This window comes from Streptomyces dysideae (assembly GCF_001514305.1).
GTDB classification, from domain to species: Bacteria; Actinomycetota; Actinomycetes; order Streptomycetales; family Streptomycetaceae; genus Streptomyces; species Streptomyces dysideae.
Genome location: NZ_KQ949079.1, coordinates 20,248 through 34,401 on the forward strand (window position 1 = coordinate 20,248; position 14,154 = coordinate 34,401).

Here is a 14,154-nt window from a genome sequence, read left to right on the forward strand (position 1 = left end):
TTTTGAGGATTCTCAGGCCTTGCGAAGCGCACCTCTGATAGGGAGTTGCACATGCCTACTGTCAAACCATCCACTGTGCTGGGACGCCAACTCGGCGAGGAACTACGGAAGTTCCGCGAGGCGGCAGGCGTGTCCATGGCGCAAGCCGCGGAGACGCTCGACTGCACCAAGGGCAAGATCAGCCGGATTGAGAACGGGCATGTCCCCGTTCGCACGCCTGACCTGATCGCCCTCATGCAGGCGTACGGGGTGGAAGAGCCCGTATCGCGAGAACGGCTCGCAGCCCTCGCCCGTAGGGCCAATCGACGACGACGCGAGGGCTGGTGGCATCGGTACGCGTCCGTGCTCAGTGACACGTACGTCGATCAGATCGAGATGGAGGCCATCTGCGAGAGCGTCCGGACGTACCAGGTACAGCTCATCCCCGGGCTCTTGCAGACAGAGGAGTACGGACGTGCGGTGACAGTCGCCTCGCGCGCTTGGCGGACCCCCGAAGAGATCGACCGCTTCGTCCAGGTGCGCATCGCCAGGCAGAAACGGCTCACGGACGAGGCTCCGATCGAGTACTGGGCAGTGCTCGCCGAAGGTGTGCTTCGCCAACAAATGGGCGGGCCCCACGTGATGAGCGCACAACTGGAACACCTGGTGGCCATGGTGCAGAAGCCCAACGTCACCATCCAGGTGCTTCCGTTCTCTCGTGGCGCACACTCAGGCATGTTCGGCCCGTACCTGCTGCTGAGCTTTCCGCAGATGGCCTCGCTCGACCTCGTCCTCACCGAAATGCCGACCGGCAACATCTGGATGGAAGGAGAGACCGAAGTGGCCTGCTACCGCACGCTCTTCGACGACGCGCGGATGGCAGCATTGCCACCGACGGAATCACTCGCGCTCATCCAGCGCATCGCCAAGGAGTACAGGTCATGAGCACTGAAGCCCTCGTCCCGGCCAGCGCCGACGCACCGATATGGCGAAGGAGCAGCTACAGCGGCGGGCAGGGCGATTGCCTCGAACTCGCCCACAGCATCCCCGCCCTCGCCCCCGTCCGCGACAGCAAGCGTCCCGCCGGCCCGGTGATCCCCTTCAGTCGCAATGCCTGGCGCTCCTTTATCGTGCACATAGTGTGAGCCAAGCCCCGTACGGCAATGCCCAACGCAGGGCGACGGGGCCGGACGTCACCCGCCAGCACCCTTCTTCGGCGGTACCGCCGGCACCCCCAGCAACGGCAGCCGCAGCGCGCCGAACGCCTCCGTCGGGACCGCCGGTGCCTTCGGCTCGACCGGCTGCAGACGCTCGTACGGCATGCCCTGGGCCGGGCGCGGGTCCGTCTCGTCCTTGTTCGGCCAGAACGACATCGCGCGCTCGGCCTGGGCCGTGATGGTGAGCGACGGGTTCACGCCCAGGTTGGCGGAGACCGCGGCGCCGTCGACGACCGAGATGCCGGGGTGGCCGTAGAGGCGGTGGTACGGGTCGATGACGCCGTCCTCGGCACTGGCGCCGATCGGGCAGCCGCCGAGGAAGTGGGCGGTGAGCGGGGTGCCCATCAGTTCGCCGACGTTGGAGCCCGCGAAGCCGTTGATCTCCGCCGCGATCGCCGACGCGCCCTCCGAAGCCGCCCTGATCTGCTTGGGGTTGGGCGAGCCGTGGCCCTGGCGGGCTGTCAGCAGGCCTTTTCCTACGCCGTCCGGTTTCAGGTACGTCGTGAGTGAGTTGTCCAGCGACTGCATCACCAGGCCGATGATGGTCCGCTCCGACCAGCGGCGGTTGGAGAGGGAGCGGAGGACCTGGACGGGGTGGCGGGCCGCGTGCGCCAGCCAGGCCGCGACCCTCGACGAGCCCTCCGCGTACGGGACCTGGAGGATCGACAGGCCACCCATCGAGTTGGAGCCCTTGCCGTAGCGGACCGGCTCGATGTGCGTGTTCTCGTCGGGGTGGATCGAGGACGTGATCGCGACGCCCCGCGTGAAGTCGACCTTCCGGTCGCCGGTGACCTTGCGGTAGCGCCGGTTGTCGGTCTGCGCGCCGACCAGCGCCTCGGAGTTGGTGCGGGTCAACTCGCCCAGCCGCGCGGAGACGTACGGCAACTGGCCGCCCGTCTTCATGCGGTGCAGCAGCGTCTGCGTGCCGTAGGTGCCGGCGGCCAGGACGACCTTGCGGGCCCTGAAGAGCCTGCCCTTGTCGTTCTTCCTGTTGTCCGTGGGCAGCGTCGCCACCGCGTATCCGCCCTGCGAGTCGTCGGTGATCGACACCACCGTCGTCATGGGGTGTACGACCGCGCCCGCCTTCTCGGCGAGGTACAGGTAGTTCTCGTTGAGGGTGTTCTTCGCGCCGTGCCTGCAGCCCGTCATGCACTCGCCGCACTCGGTACAGGCCTTGCGGTCCGGGCCCGCGCCGCCGAAGTAGGGGTCCGCGACCTGCGTGCCCGGCCCGGCCTTCGCGTCCCCGCCGGCGTCCTTGCCGTCGCCGAAGAACACGCCGACCGGCGCCATGTGGAAGGTGTCGCCGACGCCCATCCGCTCCGCGGCCGCCTTCAGGTGGACGTCCGACGGGGTCATCGTCGGGTTGAGCCGTACGCCGAGCATGCGCTGCGCCTGGTCGTAGTACGGGTTCAGCTCCTCCTGCCAGTCGGTGATGTCCCGCCACTGGGGGTCGTCGAAGAACGGCTTCGGCGGTACGTAGAGGGTGTTGGCGTAGTTGAGGGAGCCGCCGCCCACGCCTGCGCCGGCCAGGACCATGACGTTGCCCAGCAGGTGGATGCGCTGGATGCCGTACATGCCGAGTCCGGGGGCCCAGAGGTAGTTCTTGAGGTCCCAGGAGTTCTTGGGGAGGGACTCTCGGGTGAAGCGGCGGCCGGCTTCCAGGACGCCGACGCGGTAGCCCTTCTCCGTGAGGCGGAGGGCCGTCACCGACCCGCCGAATCCCGAGCCGACGACGATGACGTCGTAGTCGTGGGCATCGTCCTGTTTTCGGGCGGAGTTCTCCTGGGACACGTGCTCTCCTCGTTGAAAGCGGTGAAGCCGTGGTGCGGTCTAACGGAACCGGAATGCCTTCATCAGCCGCAGGCTGCGGCTCATGAACTGGGCGTACTTCTCGTCGTCCATCCCCAGCGCCGGCGCCATCGGCAGCAGCCGCTGCTGGGCCACCGTCTGGGCCTCCGTGTACTTGAGGATGCCCTCGGAGCCGTGGCGGCGGCCCAGGCCGGAGTCCTTCATGCCGCCCATGGGGGACTGGACGCTGCCGTATGCGGAGGCGTAACCCTCGTTGACGTTCACCGTGCCGGTGCGGAGGCGGGCGGCGAGCGTGCGGCCGCGGGTGCCGTTCCTCGTCCAGACCGACGCGTTGAGGCCGTACGGCGTGGAGTTGGCGAGTTCGACCGCCTCGTCGTCCGTCTTGAAGCGGTAGATGGAGACGACCGGGCCGAAGGTCTCCTCGGAGCAGACGGCCATCGGGGCCTCCACGCCGTCGAGGATGGTCGGCTCGAAGAAGTACGGGCCGATGTCGGGGCGCGCCACCCCGCCGGCGACGAGCTTCGCGCCCTTGGCGACCGCCTCCTCCACATGCCGGGTCACGGTCTCCAGCTGCCGCTCCCCGACCAGCGAACCCATGTCGGCGCCGTACGCCAGGGACTTGCCGAGCCGCATCGCCTTGGTGCGGGCGGCGAAGCGCTCGACGAAGGCGTCCGCGACGGACTCGTGGACGTACAACCGCTCGATGGAGATGCACAGTTGGCCGGCGGAGGAGAAGCAGGCGCGGACCGCGCCCGCGGCCGCCTTGTCGATGTCGGCGTCCTCCAGGACCAGCATGGCGTTCTTGCCGCCGAGTTCGAGGGAGACGCCGACCAGACGGGCGGCGGCGCCCTGCGCGACCTCGCGGCCGGTGCGGGTGGAGCCGGTGAAGGAGACGTAGTCGGCGTGCTTGACGACCTCGGGCCCGACGACGGGGCCCTCGCCGAGGACGACCTGGAAGACGTCGGCGGGCAGGCCGGCCTCGATGAGCAGGTCGCGGGCCCACAGGGCGGTCAGGCAGGTCTCGGTGTCGGGCTTCATCACGACCGCGTTGCCCGCGACGAACGCGGGGAGCGCGTCGCCGACCGACAGCTCCAACGGGTAGTTCCAGGGGGCGATCTGGCCCACGACACCGCGCGGGTGGCGCAGTTCGGTGACGCGCGTGAGTGTGGGCATGGCGCCCGCGTGCCGCTTGGGCCTGAGGTAGGCGGGGGCCTTACGGCCGTAGTGGCGGGCCGCGACGGCGACGGCCTGCACCTCCTCGTGGGCGTGCAGACGGGCCTTGCCGGTCTCCAGCTGGATGAGGTCGAGGACCTCGGCCTGGCGCTCCAGCATCAGGTCGTGGAAGCGGAGCAGGACGGCGGCACGCTGCCGTATCGGCGTCTGCGCCCAGACCGACTGGGCCTTGCGGGCCGCCTCGAAGGCCTGCTGTACGTCCTCCGGCGTGGACTCCGGCAGGTCGGCCAGCTTCTCGCCGGTGAACGGTGTGTGACTGGCGGTGCGTCCGGAGCCGGCCACGCCCTTGGTGAGCTGGGCGACCAGCTCGGGAGTGACCACGTCTGCGGCGGTACGGGCGCCCTCCGGGGCGGGGGCGAGGGGGTTCGTGCGGGTCTGGGCCGGGGCCTGCGCGTCCGTCATGAGGCGCAGGGTATGCCGGAGCGGACGCTTTGTGTACCCGCCGGTAATAGGGATTCACCGAGTGCTCACACGACGCCAGTGTCCACTGGCAACAAACGCGCTGATCAGGCCGTTGCGCGGCGACGATCGGGCCGGATTCAGTCGCTGCCGATCTCGAGCCGGTCACGGGCGCCCTTGAAGACCGCCGTGCCCTTCTTCTCGTCCGCCGTGCCCTTCGGCATGTCCACCCGCAGTTCGTACAGGCGGCTGTCGTCGGTGAGGATCATCAGCTGCATGACCCGGGTGGGGTTCTCCTCCAGGTCGTAGGTGGTGTCGGCGAGGACCGCGTCGTAGCCGTCGAAGCTCGTGTCGGTGTAGTTCGTCTTCGCGTCGCCGTTGTAGCTGTCCCAGGTCGCGTGCGCCTCCTGCGCCTGGGCCTTGGGGGCGCGGGGCGCCTTGTCCCATGGGTGAGGCGGACCTGGATGGTTTCCTCGAAGCCGTAGACCACGAGCCGGGGCGGGTCGCTCGCGCTGCCCTCCCGGGCGAACTCCTCGTACTCGGCGGGGAGGGCGAGGACGGCGTCCATCTCCGTCTCGCGGTGCGTCTGCCAGCTGTCGGCGGTGGGGGCGAGGGTGGGGTCCACGACGGCGGGGACGGAGGTGTAGGTGGGGTTCATCTCCGTGAGGCCGTCGTCCCGGTCGGTGATGAAGGCGGAGGCGGCGAACCAGGTGCCGGCCACGAGGGCGACACCGAGAGCGGCCACGGGGAGCGGGCGGAGGAGGAAGCGGGACGGCTTCTTGGGCTTCGCGCTCGGAGGCGAGACCGTGTCCGGTTCGGGTATCTGCCCATCGCCTGGCCGGGGCGTGGGTTCGGGCGCCGGGTCGTCGCCTCCGAGTCGTACCGTCCCTACGTCCTCCCCCAACTCCCGAAGTCCTACGGCGTCCTGAGGTTCCGGTTCCGTCCCGCCCTCCCCGGCGGAGTCCGGCACCGGCCACCCCTCGGCAACCGCCTCCAGCACCGCGTCGACGTCCGCCGCACCGGGCCGCCGCTCGGGGTCCTTCTCCAGCAGCCGCACGATCAACGGCCCCAGCGGGCCCGCCTGTTTGGGCTCCGGCGGATCCGCGGACAGGATCGCGGCGAGCGTCGACTCCAGGGTCGTACGGCGGAAGGGCGACCAGCCCTCCACGGCGGCGTACAGGAGCACGCCGAGCGACCACAGGTCGGAGGCCGGTCCGGCGCCCCGGCCGGACATCCGCTCGGGTGCGATGAACTCGAGCGAGCCGACGAACTCCCCGCTCATCGTCAGGGATTCCTCGCCCTGGATGTGGGCGATGCCGAAGTCGGTGAGGACGACGCGGTCGTGTGCGCCGAGCAGCACGTTGGCGGGCTTCACGTCACGGTGCACGATGCCGACGGCGTGCGCGGCGCCCAGGGCGCCGAGGACGGCGCGGCCTATCCGGGCGGACTCGGCGGGCGCCAGCGGCCCGCGCTGGAGCATCTCGTGCAGGGACTCGCCGCGCACCAACTCCATGACGATCCAGGGGAGTCCGTCCTCCTCGACCACGACGTCGTGGATGGCGACGGCGGCGGGATGGTCGACGCGGGCGGCGGCGCGGGCCTCGCGGTAGAGCCGGTGGGCGGCCCGCTGATGGCTCTCGTCCTCCGGATCGCCGGGCAACCGCGGCTGTTTCACGGCCACTTCACGCTCGACGAGCTCGTCGACCGCCCGCCATACGGTCCCCATCCCGCCGGATCCGATGCGCTCGGCCAGCCGGTAACGCCCGCCGACCACCCGCCCCTTACGGCCCGCGCCGGCCCCGTCGTTGCTCATGTCCCATGACTACCGTGCGGGGCGGGCGCTTGGCCAGTTCAGAGTTTGTCGACGTCCAGGTTCGCGATGGCCGTCCTCGCCACCTCGCGGCCCCGTTCCGTGAAGTCGCCCCTGCCCGGGTAGCTGATGGTGAGCTTGTACATGTCGCCGGCGGAGGTCTTGTAGTAGAAGATCCTCAGCTCGCGGGGGCGTGGGTCCTGGCTGTCGGTAGTGGTGTAGACGATTTTGTTCTGGGCGGACTTCTTGCCCTGGTACGTCGTCTCCACGGGCTCGGTCTTCGGCCCCTCGGGCATACGGAGGTCGTAGCTGCCGCTCTCCTTGAACCCGCCGTCGTCGTCGTACATTTCGGCGGCCGCCGAGTCGGCGATGTTGTTGCTCGTGTCCTCGGCCTTCTTCTCCAGGGTCAGGCCGATCCAGATACTCCCGCTCCAGTCGGTGTACGTGACCCAGTGGTCGTCGTCCGTCTCCTCGGGCACGCCCCGCTGGTAGTCGGTGGGGACCGCGAGCGTCGCGGCGAGGTCCTTCTCGTGCTTCGTCTTCCAGCCGTCCGGCAGCGGCCCCGCGAACGGATCGGCGATCACCAGATACGCCGCCACCGCCGCCGCGACGACCGCCGCACCGAGCCCGAGCAGCGCCTTGCGGCCGAGGCGGACGCCTCCCTTGATACCGCTGATACCGCCCTCGGTGAACTGCACGACCTGCGTGGGCGCCGGAGCGGGCGGGTTGGCGCTGGTCTCCAGCAGCGCGCGGACCTGGGCTGCGTTCGGGCGGCGCGCCTGGTCCTTCTGGAGGAGGCCGTTGATGGCGTCGGCGAGCGGGCCCTGCGCGGCGGCGGGCGGGGCGGGGGTGGCGTTGAGGACGGACTGCAGGGTGGCCGGCGTGTTGCTGCGGCGGAACGGGGACACGCCCTCGGTCGCCGCGTAGAGGACGACGCCCAGGGACCACAGGTCCGACGCCGGTCCCGGGCGCTGGCCCAGCACCCGCTCCGGGGCGATGTACTCGGGCGAGCCGACGAAGCCGCCGGTGTCGGTCAGATTGGTCTCGCCCTCGATCTGGGCGATGCCGAAGTCGGTGAGGACGACGCGGTCGTGCCGGCCGAGAAGTACGTTGTCGGGCTTCACGTCGCGGTGCAGGATGCCCGCCGCGTGCGCGGCCTCCAGCGCGCCGAGCACCTCGAGGCCGATTCTCGCCGCTTCCCGGGCCCCGAGCGTGCCCTCCTGCAACGCGTCACCCAGCGAACGGCCCTGCACCAGCTCCATCACGATCCACGGCCGACCGTCCACTACTGCGACGTCGTGGACGTTCACGACCGCGGGATGATCGAGCCTGGCCGCGGCACGTGCCTCGCGGCGCATCCGCTCATAGGCGTTGACACGTTCGCGTTCGGGAAGATGGTCCGGTACGCGGGGTTCCTTGACGGCGACCTCACGGTCCACCGTCTCGTCCTGGGCACGCCACACCGTCCCCATGCCGCCATGCCCGAGCTTGGCCAGCAACCGGTAACGGCCTGCTATCAGGCGTCCGGTGCCGGGGTCCTGCGCAGGTGCGGCGGTCATGGGCTGCTGTGGGACGACCTGGGCGGGCGCCGCGTACGGGTTGCCGGGATGCGGTACGGCCGCGGGCGGGCGCGGTGGTTGCAGACCGAAACTCGTCGGCTCGTCGGACCCGTAAGGGGCTCCCCCGTTGCTGCTCATGGCTCCATCCATATCGCGCCAAGTGCTTCCGGATCCACCTGGAACGCTTTCCGGTCACAGACCCGTGACCGAGGGTGCCGCTTATCTCCTATTTAGGCGGCAATCCGTGGGGTGTCGGTGACGAGGGCACCGAGGAAGACACCGAGGAGGAAGGTTTCTGCGTCACGGTCACGGTCGCCGTGGGGGTGACGGTGGCAGCGGCGGTGGGGCTACGGGTACTGGGCCCGACGGACGCGGGCGCCGAACTCGACGGCGGCGGCAGCCGGTTCCCGTTCCCGTCCCGGTCCGCGAGCAGCGCCGCCGCGGAGATGCCCGCACCGGCCATCGCGGCGACCAGCAGCACGGCCGCCAGCACGGACCGGGTGGACCGGCCTTCGGGCAGCGCCGGCCGGCCGTCGGCCATCACGGGCCGGCCCTCGGCGGGCAGGGACGGCAGCCGGCCTCCGGTCACATCCCGCCGGCCCGGCGTACGCCCCGTCGCCAGGAACCCCCGCAGCATCCCCTCCGCCTCCGCCGCGTCCAGCCGACGCTCCGGATCGCGCTCCAGCAGCCCCAGTACGACGGCCAGGATCGGCGCGGCCTGCGCGGGCGGGCGTATCTCCGCGGACACCACCGCGTGCAGGATGCCGCTCAACGAGTCGCGCCGGAACGGCGATTCCCCGCTCAGCGCGGTGCACAGCAGCGCGCCCACCGACCACAGGTCGGACTCGGGGCCGGTCCGTGCGCCGAAGATCCGCTCGGGCGCGGTGAACTCGGGCGAGCCGACGAAGGAGCCGCTCTCGGTGAGCGTCGTGGCGCCCTCGATCTGGGCAATACCGAAGTCGGTCAGGACGACACGACCGGTACCGGACTCCAGCAGGACGTTGGCCGGTTTGATGTCGCGGTGCAGGACCCCGGCGGCGTGCGCGGTGCGCAGCGCGCTCAGCAGATCGGCGCCGATCCGGGCGGCCTCGCGGGCACCGACGGGGCCGAGCGAAGCGATCCGGTCGGCGAGTGAGCCGCCGTCGATCAACTCCATGACGATGTACGGGCGTTCGTCGTGCTCCACGACGTCATGGACGACGACGAGATGCGGATGGCTGAGCTGCGCGACCGCGCGGGCCTCGCGCAGGGTGCGGTCACGCCGGGCGCGGGCCTCGGCGGCGGACGGCGTCTCGTCGAGGGGCATCTCCTTGACGGCCACCTGCCGCCCGAGCAGCTGGTCGGTCGCCCGCCATACGACGCCCATGCCGCCGCGGCCGACCGTCGCCTCGAGGCGGTAACGCCCCGCGATCACACGGAAGTTGGCCCCCTCGGTCCCCATGCGTCTCATCATCCCGCACCGGACGGGCGCCTTCCGGGGCGGCGACCGGCCAAGTATGCCGCCGTCCCAAGACTGCCGGTGGCACACTCCAGGGAACTCAGGCCTTGGCGCGGACCATGCTGGACCGGATCGACGAGGCCACCGCGGTGGAACGGCGCCTCAACGCTCGCATCGAGGAACGCATTCGGCCGTCTGAACGGCAGGTCGAGCTGCTGCCACGATCCCCGGGGTGAGTGCGCATACCGCTCACGTGATCCTGGCCGAGATCGGTGCGGACATCTCCCGTTTCCCGTCCGCCGGCCACCTCCCCTCCTGGGCTGGACTGTGTCCGGGCTCTTACGAGTCCGCAGGCAAGAGCCTCTCCGGCAAGTCCCGTCCCGGTGACCCGTGGCTCCAGGGAGTGCTCGCCCAGGCCGCGATCTCCGCCTGTCGCACCAAGGACACCTACCTCGCCGCCCGATACCGGCGTCTGGTTGGCCGACGCGGTCGCCGACGGGCCCTGTTGCCCTGCGGCACTCGATCATCGTCTCCATCTGGCACATGTTCACCCGCCATATGGAGTACGCCGACCTCGGCGGCGATAACTGGGTCTTCGAAGTTGAGCGGTGCGCGGACGCCGGGCGCCGACTGGTAAGCCGCAGGGATGTGACAGTTTCCGCGGGAGTGTCACATCCCCGGCTTACGAGGGCCCTGGGGGCGGACGCCGACCAACAGGGGCGCACCGCTCAAGTTCGAAGACCCCGATAACTTCCTCGAACGCACCGGCAAAACCCGTGCCACCCGCCGCCCGGTCAGCGAACTCAACCACCTCGGCTTCCAGGGCAGCCTCCAACCCGTGCAGTCCGCATGAACCCCGCTGAGCTGTACCGACGAGGGACTCTCGTATAAGGGGTCACCATGCTCCTCGTCACCCGTGAGGGCGACCGGCGCTGCAAGCTCCGCCCGTCTCAGCACGCGATGGCGGCACTGGTGTACCTGCGCGAACACACCACCCTGGCGAAGATCGCTGCCGGATTCGGGATCCGCGAGGCCGCCGCCCACGCCTACACCCGCGCGGTCATCCACCTGCTCGCCGAACGCGCGCCGGGTCTGCTGAAGGTCCTGCGCGAGGCCCATCCGGACTTCGCCCTGCTCGCCGGCACCTCGCCGAGTGCGACCGGGTCGGCGACGGACGGGCCGACTACTCCCACTGTGAGGATGCGCGCTCTTTCAGGCCGTACACAGTCGTCACCGGGTCGATAAGGGAGCGAGCGAACCTGTCCAGCTTCCAGACACAGGGGGAGTCGCCCTCACGGAGGTAGTCCAGTTGCCTTGCCGAGCTCCGGCTGGCCCATGTTCTTGCCGGATACCTTGTCTACGAAGATCCGGGAGCAACCGGCTCGGCACGCCAGCGGCCCGGTGGCACGCGACGGCTCGTGGGGGCCGGTGAATTCGGCCAGTTCGTCGGCGTGCTTGACCAGGTCGGGCGGGCGGGCGGGCGGGCGGGCGGGCGGGCGGGCGGCCACACGCTGTCATGCGAACCATGAAAGCTTTACCTTTTCCTTATTGGAAACATATTGAAGCGCCTTTCCGTCATGAGTGTCGCGGCGGTGGCAATATGCGCTGCGACAGTGACCGATGCCAGCGCGGCGAGTGGCAACGGCGCGTGCTCTGTGACCGGCGCCAAGGGGGGCATGACGTTCACCAACTGGATGGGCAGTTACGTGGACTTCCGCTCCATGGATGACGCCTGGGTGACGGATTGGTCCTGGCATCTCAACTACAACGGATCCGGGTCGACTATCTACTTCGATACTTATGCATCGCACTCCCCCAATCGCCTCGACTACATCGGCGCGCAGGTGGCGGTCAGGGAAGGAAGCACGATCGTCCGCAGTTGCACGTTCTGGGCCTGAGGTGCCTTCCTGCACAACAATCTGGGCCGCCTTTTAGGACTGTTCGGCGGAGCTCCCGAAGTCCATAGATTCCTCCAAGAAATAGCTTGACGAACTGATCCGTAACGGATGGATGACCGCGCAGAACCGAGCGAATCCATTCGGGAACATGAATCCACGCTCCGGGGAACCGCCCGGAGCGAGACGTTTGCGTTGATCGGGCAGCGGCTCGGGCGGGGTCGCTCGGTGATCTCGCGGGAGGTGGCGTGCAACGGCGGTCGGGACGGCTACTCGGCGCAGGAGCGCGCCGATGCGCTGCGCCGACGGCCTCGGGCGCGGAGGCTGGAGGCGGACCGACGGCTCCGCGACGCGGTGGCCGCGGGACTTGCCCAGGAGTGGTCGCCGCAGCAGATCGCGGGCCGGCTGGTCGAGGACTTCCCTGTGACGAGGCGATGTGCGTGTCCCACGAGACCATCTACCAGGCGCTGTTCCCACAGGCGAAGGGCGAATTGAAGACGGAGCTCAAGCTCGCGCTGCGGCACGGGTGCATCGAGCGGCGCCCCCGCAGGTCGACGCGGCCCCAGCAGGCCCGCATCGCGGGATGGTGAACGTCAGCGAGCGGCCCGCCGAGGCGGCCGACCGTGCGGTGCCCGGCCACTGGGAGGGCGACCTGATCATCAGCAAAGGCGGCAAGTGCCAGGTCATCACGCCGGTCGAACGGTCCACCCGGTTCCTGATGCTGCTGCAGCTGAACTACGACCGGACCGCCGAGCGCACCGCGATGGTCCTGTCCTCCGAACTCGCCCGGCTCCCTGAGGAGTTGAAGCGCTCCCTCACCTGGGACCAGGCGTAGAGATGGCCGATCACGCCCGGTTCTCCGTCAGGTCCAGTATCCCGGTGTACTTCTGCGACCCGCACTCGCCCCGGCAGCGCGGAACCAACGAGAATACGAACGGCCTCATCCGGCAATACCTACCCAAGGGAACAGGTCTTTCTTGGTAAACTCAATGAGAACTCGATGAGATCACGTCACGACTCCACACGCACCCAAGAAAAACCCTCGGATATCGCACACCGGCAGAAAAGCTGGACGAAATGCTAAGCGCCGCTTGATGCTCTCACCGCTGGACTTCGCCCTCTCGCCAGCTCTGCAGCACAGTCTCAAACTGCTTGCGCGTGGTGGCCCAGTCTTCCACGGGAGAGGCCATGTAGATCGCGTACTCAACCCCGCTCCGGGCCATGTACATCAGGTCGACGGCTCGGTACGCCCCAGGGGGGCGTGACCCCTTCACCTGCGCCGTCCATTTGTACTCCAGCCAGGAGGCTTGACGGTCGCGGTAAAGCCGACGCTGCATGCTCAAGGGCTCGTAATCCACCAGCTGCCATCTCAACTGCTGGTCCAATTCGACTTGGTGCGCGTACGGGTCGTCGAAGTCCGGCAAGGTATCGACGGCGATACGCACTACGTGCTCACCCCTGTCGGGCGAATAGTCGATCTGCTGCAAGCCGTCTTTGCTCTTGATGGAAACCGACCGCTCCCAGCCCTCGGGGAGGTAGAGGCTAAAGCCCGCGGGATCGTCGTACTGCTTCCAGCCCGCGGGAACCGCCCTCTGCGGCTCCTCCGTCGGCGAGGGGCTGACGCTGGGGCTGGGGTTGGAACTCTGCGTGGCGGAGGTGCCGTTGCCGGAGTTCCACTCGCGCAACGCGACCGCGGCTCCCGCGCCAATGATCGCGACGACGGCGACGACGAGGGCGACCGCGCGCAGACGGCGCCGCTTCTTCGAGGGCGCCGCGGGCGGGCCCACCTGGGTGACGGCGGCCGATTGCGGCCTGGTGACACCGGTCTGCGGCTGCTCGTAGCGCCCCTGCTGTCCGTACGACTCGTGCCACGTCGGCACGAACGCCTGCGCCCTGTTCGACCGCCGCCCCTCCGCCGCCTCGGCGAGCATCTGCTCGGCCTCCGCAGCGCTCGGCCGGTCGGCCGGATCCTTGCGGAGCATGGCGGTGATGACGGGCCCGAGCGGTCCGGCGTTGACCGGCTGGGCGGGTTCCTCCTCGACGACCGCCTGCATCGTGCCGATGGGCGAGGTGCGGCGGAAGGGCGAACGGCCCTCCACCGCCGTGTACAGCGTCGCGCCGAGCGCCCACAGGTCGGAGGCGGGGCCGGGGTCGTGGCCGCGGACACGCTCGGGGGCGAGGTAGTCGACGGAGCCGACGACCTCTCCGGTGCGGGTGATGGTGGTGTCGCCCTCGATCTGGGCGATACCGAAGTCGGTGAGCAGGACGCGGCCGTCCTCGGAGAGGAGAACGTTGCCAGGCTTGATGTCACGGTGCAGGACGCCCGCGGAGTGCGCGGCGCGCAAAGCCCGCAGCACCCACAGCCCGATGCGCGCGGCCTCCGTCGGCTCGACGCGTCCGCGTTCCTTGACCGCGTCCGCCAGCGAGTGGCCCTCGACCAGCTCCATCACGATCCACGGCCGGCCGTCGTGCTCCAGCACGTCGTGCACGGTGACGACGGCGGAGTGGTTGATGCGCGCGGCAGCCCGCGCCTCGGCGCGGGTGCGCGCGAGCAGCCGCTCCTGGTCGCTCTCGGAGACATAGAGCGCGGCGGTCAACTCCTTGATCGCGACGGCCCGGTGCAACACCTCGTCGTGCGCACGCCACACACGGCCCATACCGCCGCTGCCGATCGTGTCGGCGAGCCGATAGCGCCCCGATACGAGCTGGCCCTGCATCTGATTCACGTTGCCCCGCAATGCTCTTAACAGGGTCAGACTAAGGACCGCCCGACGAGCGGGGAACCACGGGGGTACCAAGGAAACCGCACTGTGAT

Annotated in this window: 15 protein-coding genes and 1 pseudogene; 8 read left to right on the forward strand and 8 right to left on the reverse strand. The window is 69.4% G+C overall.

The annotated features are described in order from the left end of the window. Nucleotides 1-51 precede the first annotated feature (51 nt). Both AQJ91_RS10475 and AQJ91_RS10480 read left to right on the forward strand, forming a co-directional pair. The gene (locus AQJ91_RS10475) at nucleotides 52-924 is read left to right on the forward strand and encodes a helix-turn-helix domain-containing protein (RefSeq protein WP_067018833.1); all 873 of its coding nucleotides are present in this window, start codon (nucleotides 52-54) and stop codon (nucleotides 922-924) included. Beyond that, nucleotides 921-1,124, forward strand: a complete 204-nt coding sequence (locus tag AQJ91_RS10480; RefSeq protein ID WP_067018834.1) for a DUF397 domain-containing protein — start codon at nucleotides 921-923, stop codon at nucleotides 1,122-1,124. The genes AQJ91_RS10475 and AQJ91_RS10480 overlap by 4 nt, the downstream gene beginning before the upstream one ends. Before the next feature lie 48 nt (nucleotides 1,125-1,172). On the opposite strand, the gene AQJ91_RS10485 is transcribed toward AQJ91_RS10480, so the two are convergent. From AQJ91_RS10485 to AQJ91_RS10505, 6 genes are all read right to left on the reverse strand, one after another. Continuing rightward, entirely contained in the window at nucleotides 1,173-2,987 is a 1,815-nt protein-coding gene (locus AQJ91_RS10485) for a GMC family oxidoreductase N-terminal domain-containing protein (RefSeq protein WP_067018835.1), read from the reverse strand. 39 nt (nucleotides 2,988-3,026) lie between these two features. Next, the gene (locus tag AQJ91_RS10490) at nucleotides 3,027-4,640 is read right to left on the reverse strand and encodes a succinic semialdehyde dehydrogenase (protein WP_067018836.1); all 1,614 of its coding nucleotides are present in this window, start codon (nucleotides 4,638-4,640) and stop codon (nucleotides 3,027-3,029) included. 137 nt (nucleotides 4,641-4,777) lie between these two features. Further along, nucleotides 4,778-4,915 carry a hypothetical protein gene (locus AQJ91_RS58180; protein ID WP_407696841.1) on the reverse strand — a complete coding sequence of 46 codons (138 nt, stop codon included), beginning with the start codon at nucleotides 4,913-4,915 and terminating at the stop codon, nucleotides 4,778-4,780. Beyond that, complete coding sequence (locus AQJ91_RS10495) at nucleotides 4,906-6,450, reverse strand: serine/threonine-protein kinase (RefSeq protein ID WP_407696842.1); 1,545 nt, start codon at nucleotides 6,448-6,450, stop codon at nucleotides 4,906-4,908. The genes AQJ91_RS58180 and AQJ91_RS10495 overlap by 10 nt, the downstream gene beginning before the upstream one ends. 38 nt (nucleotides 6,451-6,488) lie before the next feature. Further along, nucleotides 6,489-8,144, reverse strand: coding sequence for a serine/threonine-protein kinase (locus AQJ91_RS10500; RefSeq protein ID WP_067018838.1), 1,656 nt, complete (start codon nucleotides 8,142-8,144; stop codon nucleotides 6,489-6,491). Between the two features lie 88 nt (nucleotides 8,145-8,232). Continuing rightward, nucleotides 8,233-9,447, reverse strand: coding sequence for a serine/threonine-protein kinase (locus AQJ91_RS10505; protein WP_067018840.1), 1,215 nt, complete (start codon nucleotides 9,445-9,447; stop codon nucleotides 8,233-8,235). Between the two features lie 104 nt (nucleotides 9,448-9,551). Here AQJ91_RS10505 and AQJ91_RS57315 point away from each other — a divergent pair, with 104 nt between their 5' ends. The 3 genes and pseudogenes from AQJ91_RS57315 to AQJ91_RS10510 all read left to right on the forward strand — a co-directional run. Next, nucleotides 9,552-9,680 carry a hypothetical protein gene (locus tag AQJ91_RS57315; protein WP_267891177.1) on the forward strand — a complete coding sequence of 43 codons (129 nt, stop codon included), beginning with the start codon at nucleotides 9,552-9,554 and terminating at the stop codon, nucleotides 9,678-9,680. A 17-nt stretch (nucleotides 9,681-9,697) separates the two neighbouring features. Then, the gene (locus AQJ91_RS49080) at nucleotides 9,698-10,081 is read left to right on the forward strand and encodes an IS110 family transposase (RefSeq protein WP_234382053.1); all 384 of its coding nucleotides are present in this window, start codon (nucleotides 9,698-9,700) and stop codon (nucleotides 10,079-10,081) included. Nucleotides 10,082-10,344: 263 nt separating this feature from the next. After that, nucleotides 10,345-10,637, forward strand: a pseudogene (locus AQJ91_RS10510) (helix-turn-helix domain-containing protein); the annotation flags it as partial. A gap of 99 nt (nucleotides 10,638-10,736) precedes the next feature. On the opposite strand, the gene AQJ91_RS54375 reads toward AQJ91_RS10510, so the two are convergent. Next, complete coding sequence (locus AQJ91_RS54375) at nucleotides 10,737-10,952, reverse strand: hypothetical protein (protein WP_067018842.1); 216 nt, start codon at nucleotides 10,950-10,952, stop codon at nucleotides 10,737-10,739. Nucleotides 10,953-11,057: 105 nt separating this feature from the next. Between AQJ91_RS54375 and AQJ91_RS10520 the strand changes: the two genes are divergently transcribed. The 3 genes from AQJ91_RS10520 to AQJ91_RS49090 all read left to right on the forward strand — a co-directional run bounded on the left by AQJ91_RS10520 (nucleotide 11,058) and on the right by AQJ91_RS49090 (nucleotide 12,174). After that, entirely contained in the window at nucleotides 11,058-11,342 is a 285-nt protein-coding gene (locus tag AQJ91_RS10520) for a hypothetical protein (protein ID WP_067018845.1), read from the forward strand. A gap of 437 nt (nucleotides 11,343-11,779) precedes the next feature. After that, entirely contained in the window at nucleotides 11,780-11,929 is a 150-nt protein-coding gene (locus AQJ91_RS53465; RefSeq protein WP_159054527.1) for a hypothetical protein, read from the forward strand. Beyond that, entirely contained in the window at nucleotides 11,923-12,174 is a 252-nt protein-coding gene (locus AQJ91_RS49090) for a hypothetical protein (RefSeq protein ID WP_079084826.1), read from the forward strand. Before AQJ91_RS53465 ends, AQJ91_RS49090 begins: the two co-directional genes overlap by 7 nt. Nucleotides 12,175-12,439: 265 nt before the next feature. Here AQJ91_RS49090 and AQJ91_RS10530 read toward each other — a convergent pair whose 3' ends face one another. Beyond that, complete coding sequence (locus tag AQJ91_RS10530; protein WP_067018846.1) at nucleotides 12,440-14,056, reverse strand: serine/threonine-protein kinase; 1,617 nt, start codon at nucleotides 14,054-14,056, stop codon at nucleotides 12,440-12,442. Nucleotides 14,057-14,154: the final 98 nt, after the last annotated feature.

Bases quoted from the DNA above. Each gene is read 5' to 3' on its own strand.
- AQJ91_RS10475 (WP_067018833.1), top strand. From the start codon at position 52: ATGCCTACTGTCAAACCATCCACTGTGCTGGGACGCCAACTCGGCGAG.
- AQJ91_RS10480 (WP_067018834.1), top strand. From the start codon at position 921: ATGAGCACTGAAGCCCTCGTCCCGGCCAGCGCCGACGCACCGATATGG.
- AQJ91_RS10490 (WP_067018836.1), bottom strand. From the start codon at position 4,640: ATGACGGACGCGCAGGCCCCGGCCCAGACCCGCACGAACCCCCTCGCC.
- AQJ91_RS58180 (WP_407696841.1), bottom strand. From the start codon at position 4,915: ATGCAGCTGATGATCCTCACCGACGACAGCCGCCTGTACGAACTGCGG.
- AQJ91_RS10495 (WP_407696842.1), bottom strand. From the start codon at position 6,450: ATGAGCAACGACGGGGCCGGCGCGGGCCGTAAGGGGCGGGTGGTCGGC.
- AQJ91_RS10500 (WP_067018838.1), bottom strand. From the start codon at position 8,144: ATGAGCAGCAACGGGGGAGCCCCTTACGGGTCCGACGAGCCGACGAGT.
- AQJ91_RS10505 (WP_067018840.1), bottom strand. From the start codon at position 9,447: ATGGGGACCGAGGGGGCCAACTTCCGTGTGATCGCGGGGCGTTACCGC.
- AQJ91_RS49090 (WP_079084826.1), top strand. From the start codon at position 11,923: ATGGTGAACGTCAGCGAGCGGCCCGCCGAGGCGGCCGACCGTGCGGTG.
- AQJ91_RS10530 (WP_067018846.1), bottom strand. From the start codon at position 14,056: ATGCAGGGCCAGCTCGTATCGGGGCGCTATCGGCTCGCCGACACGATC.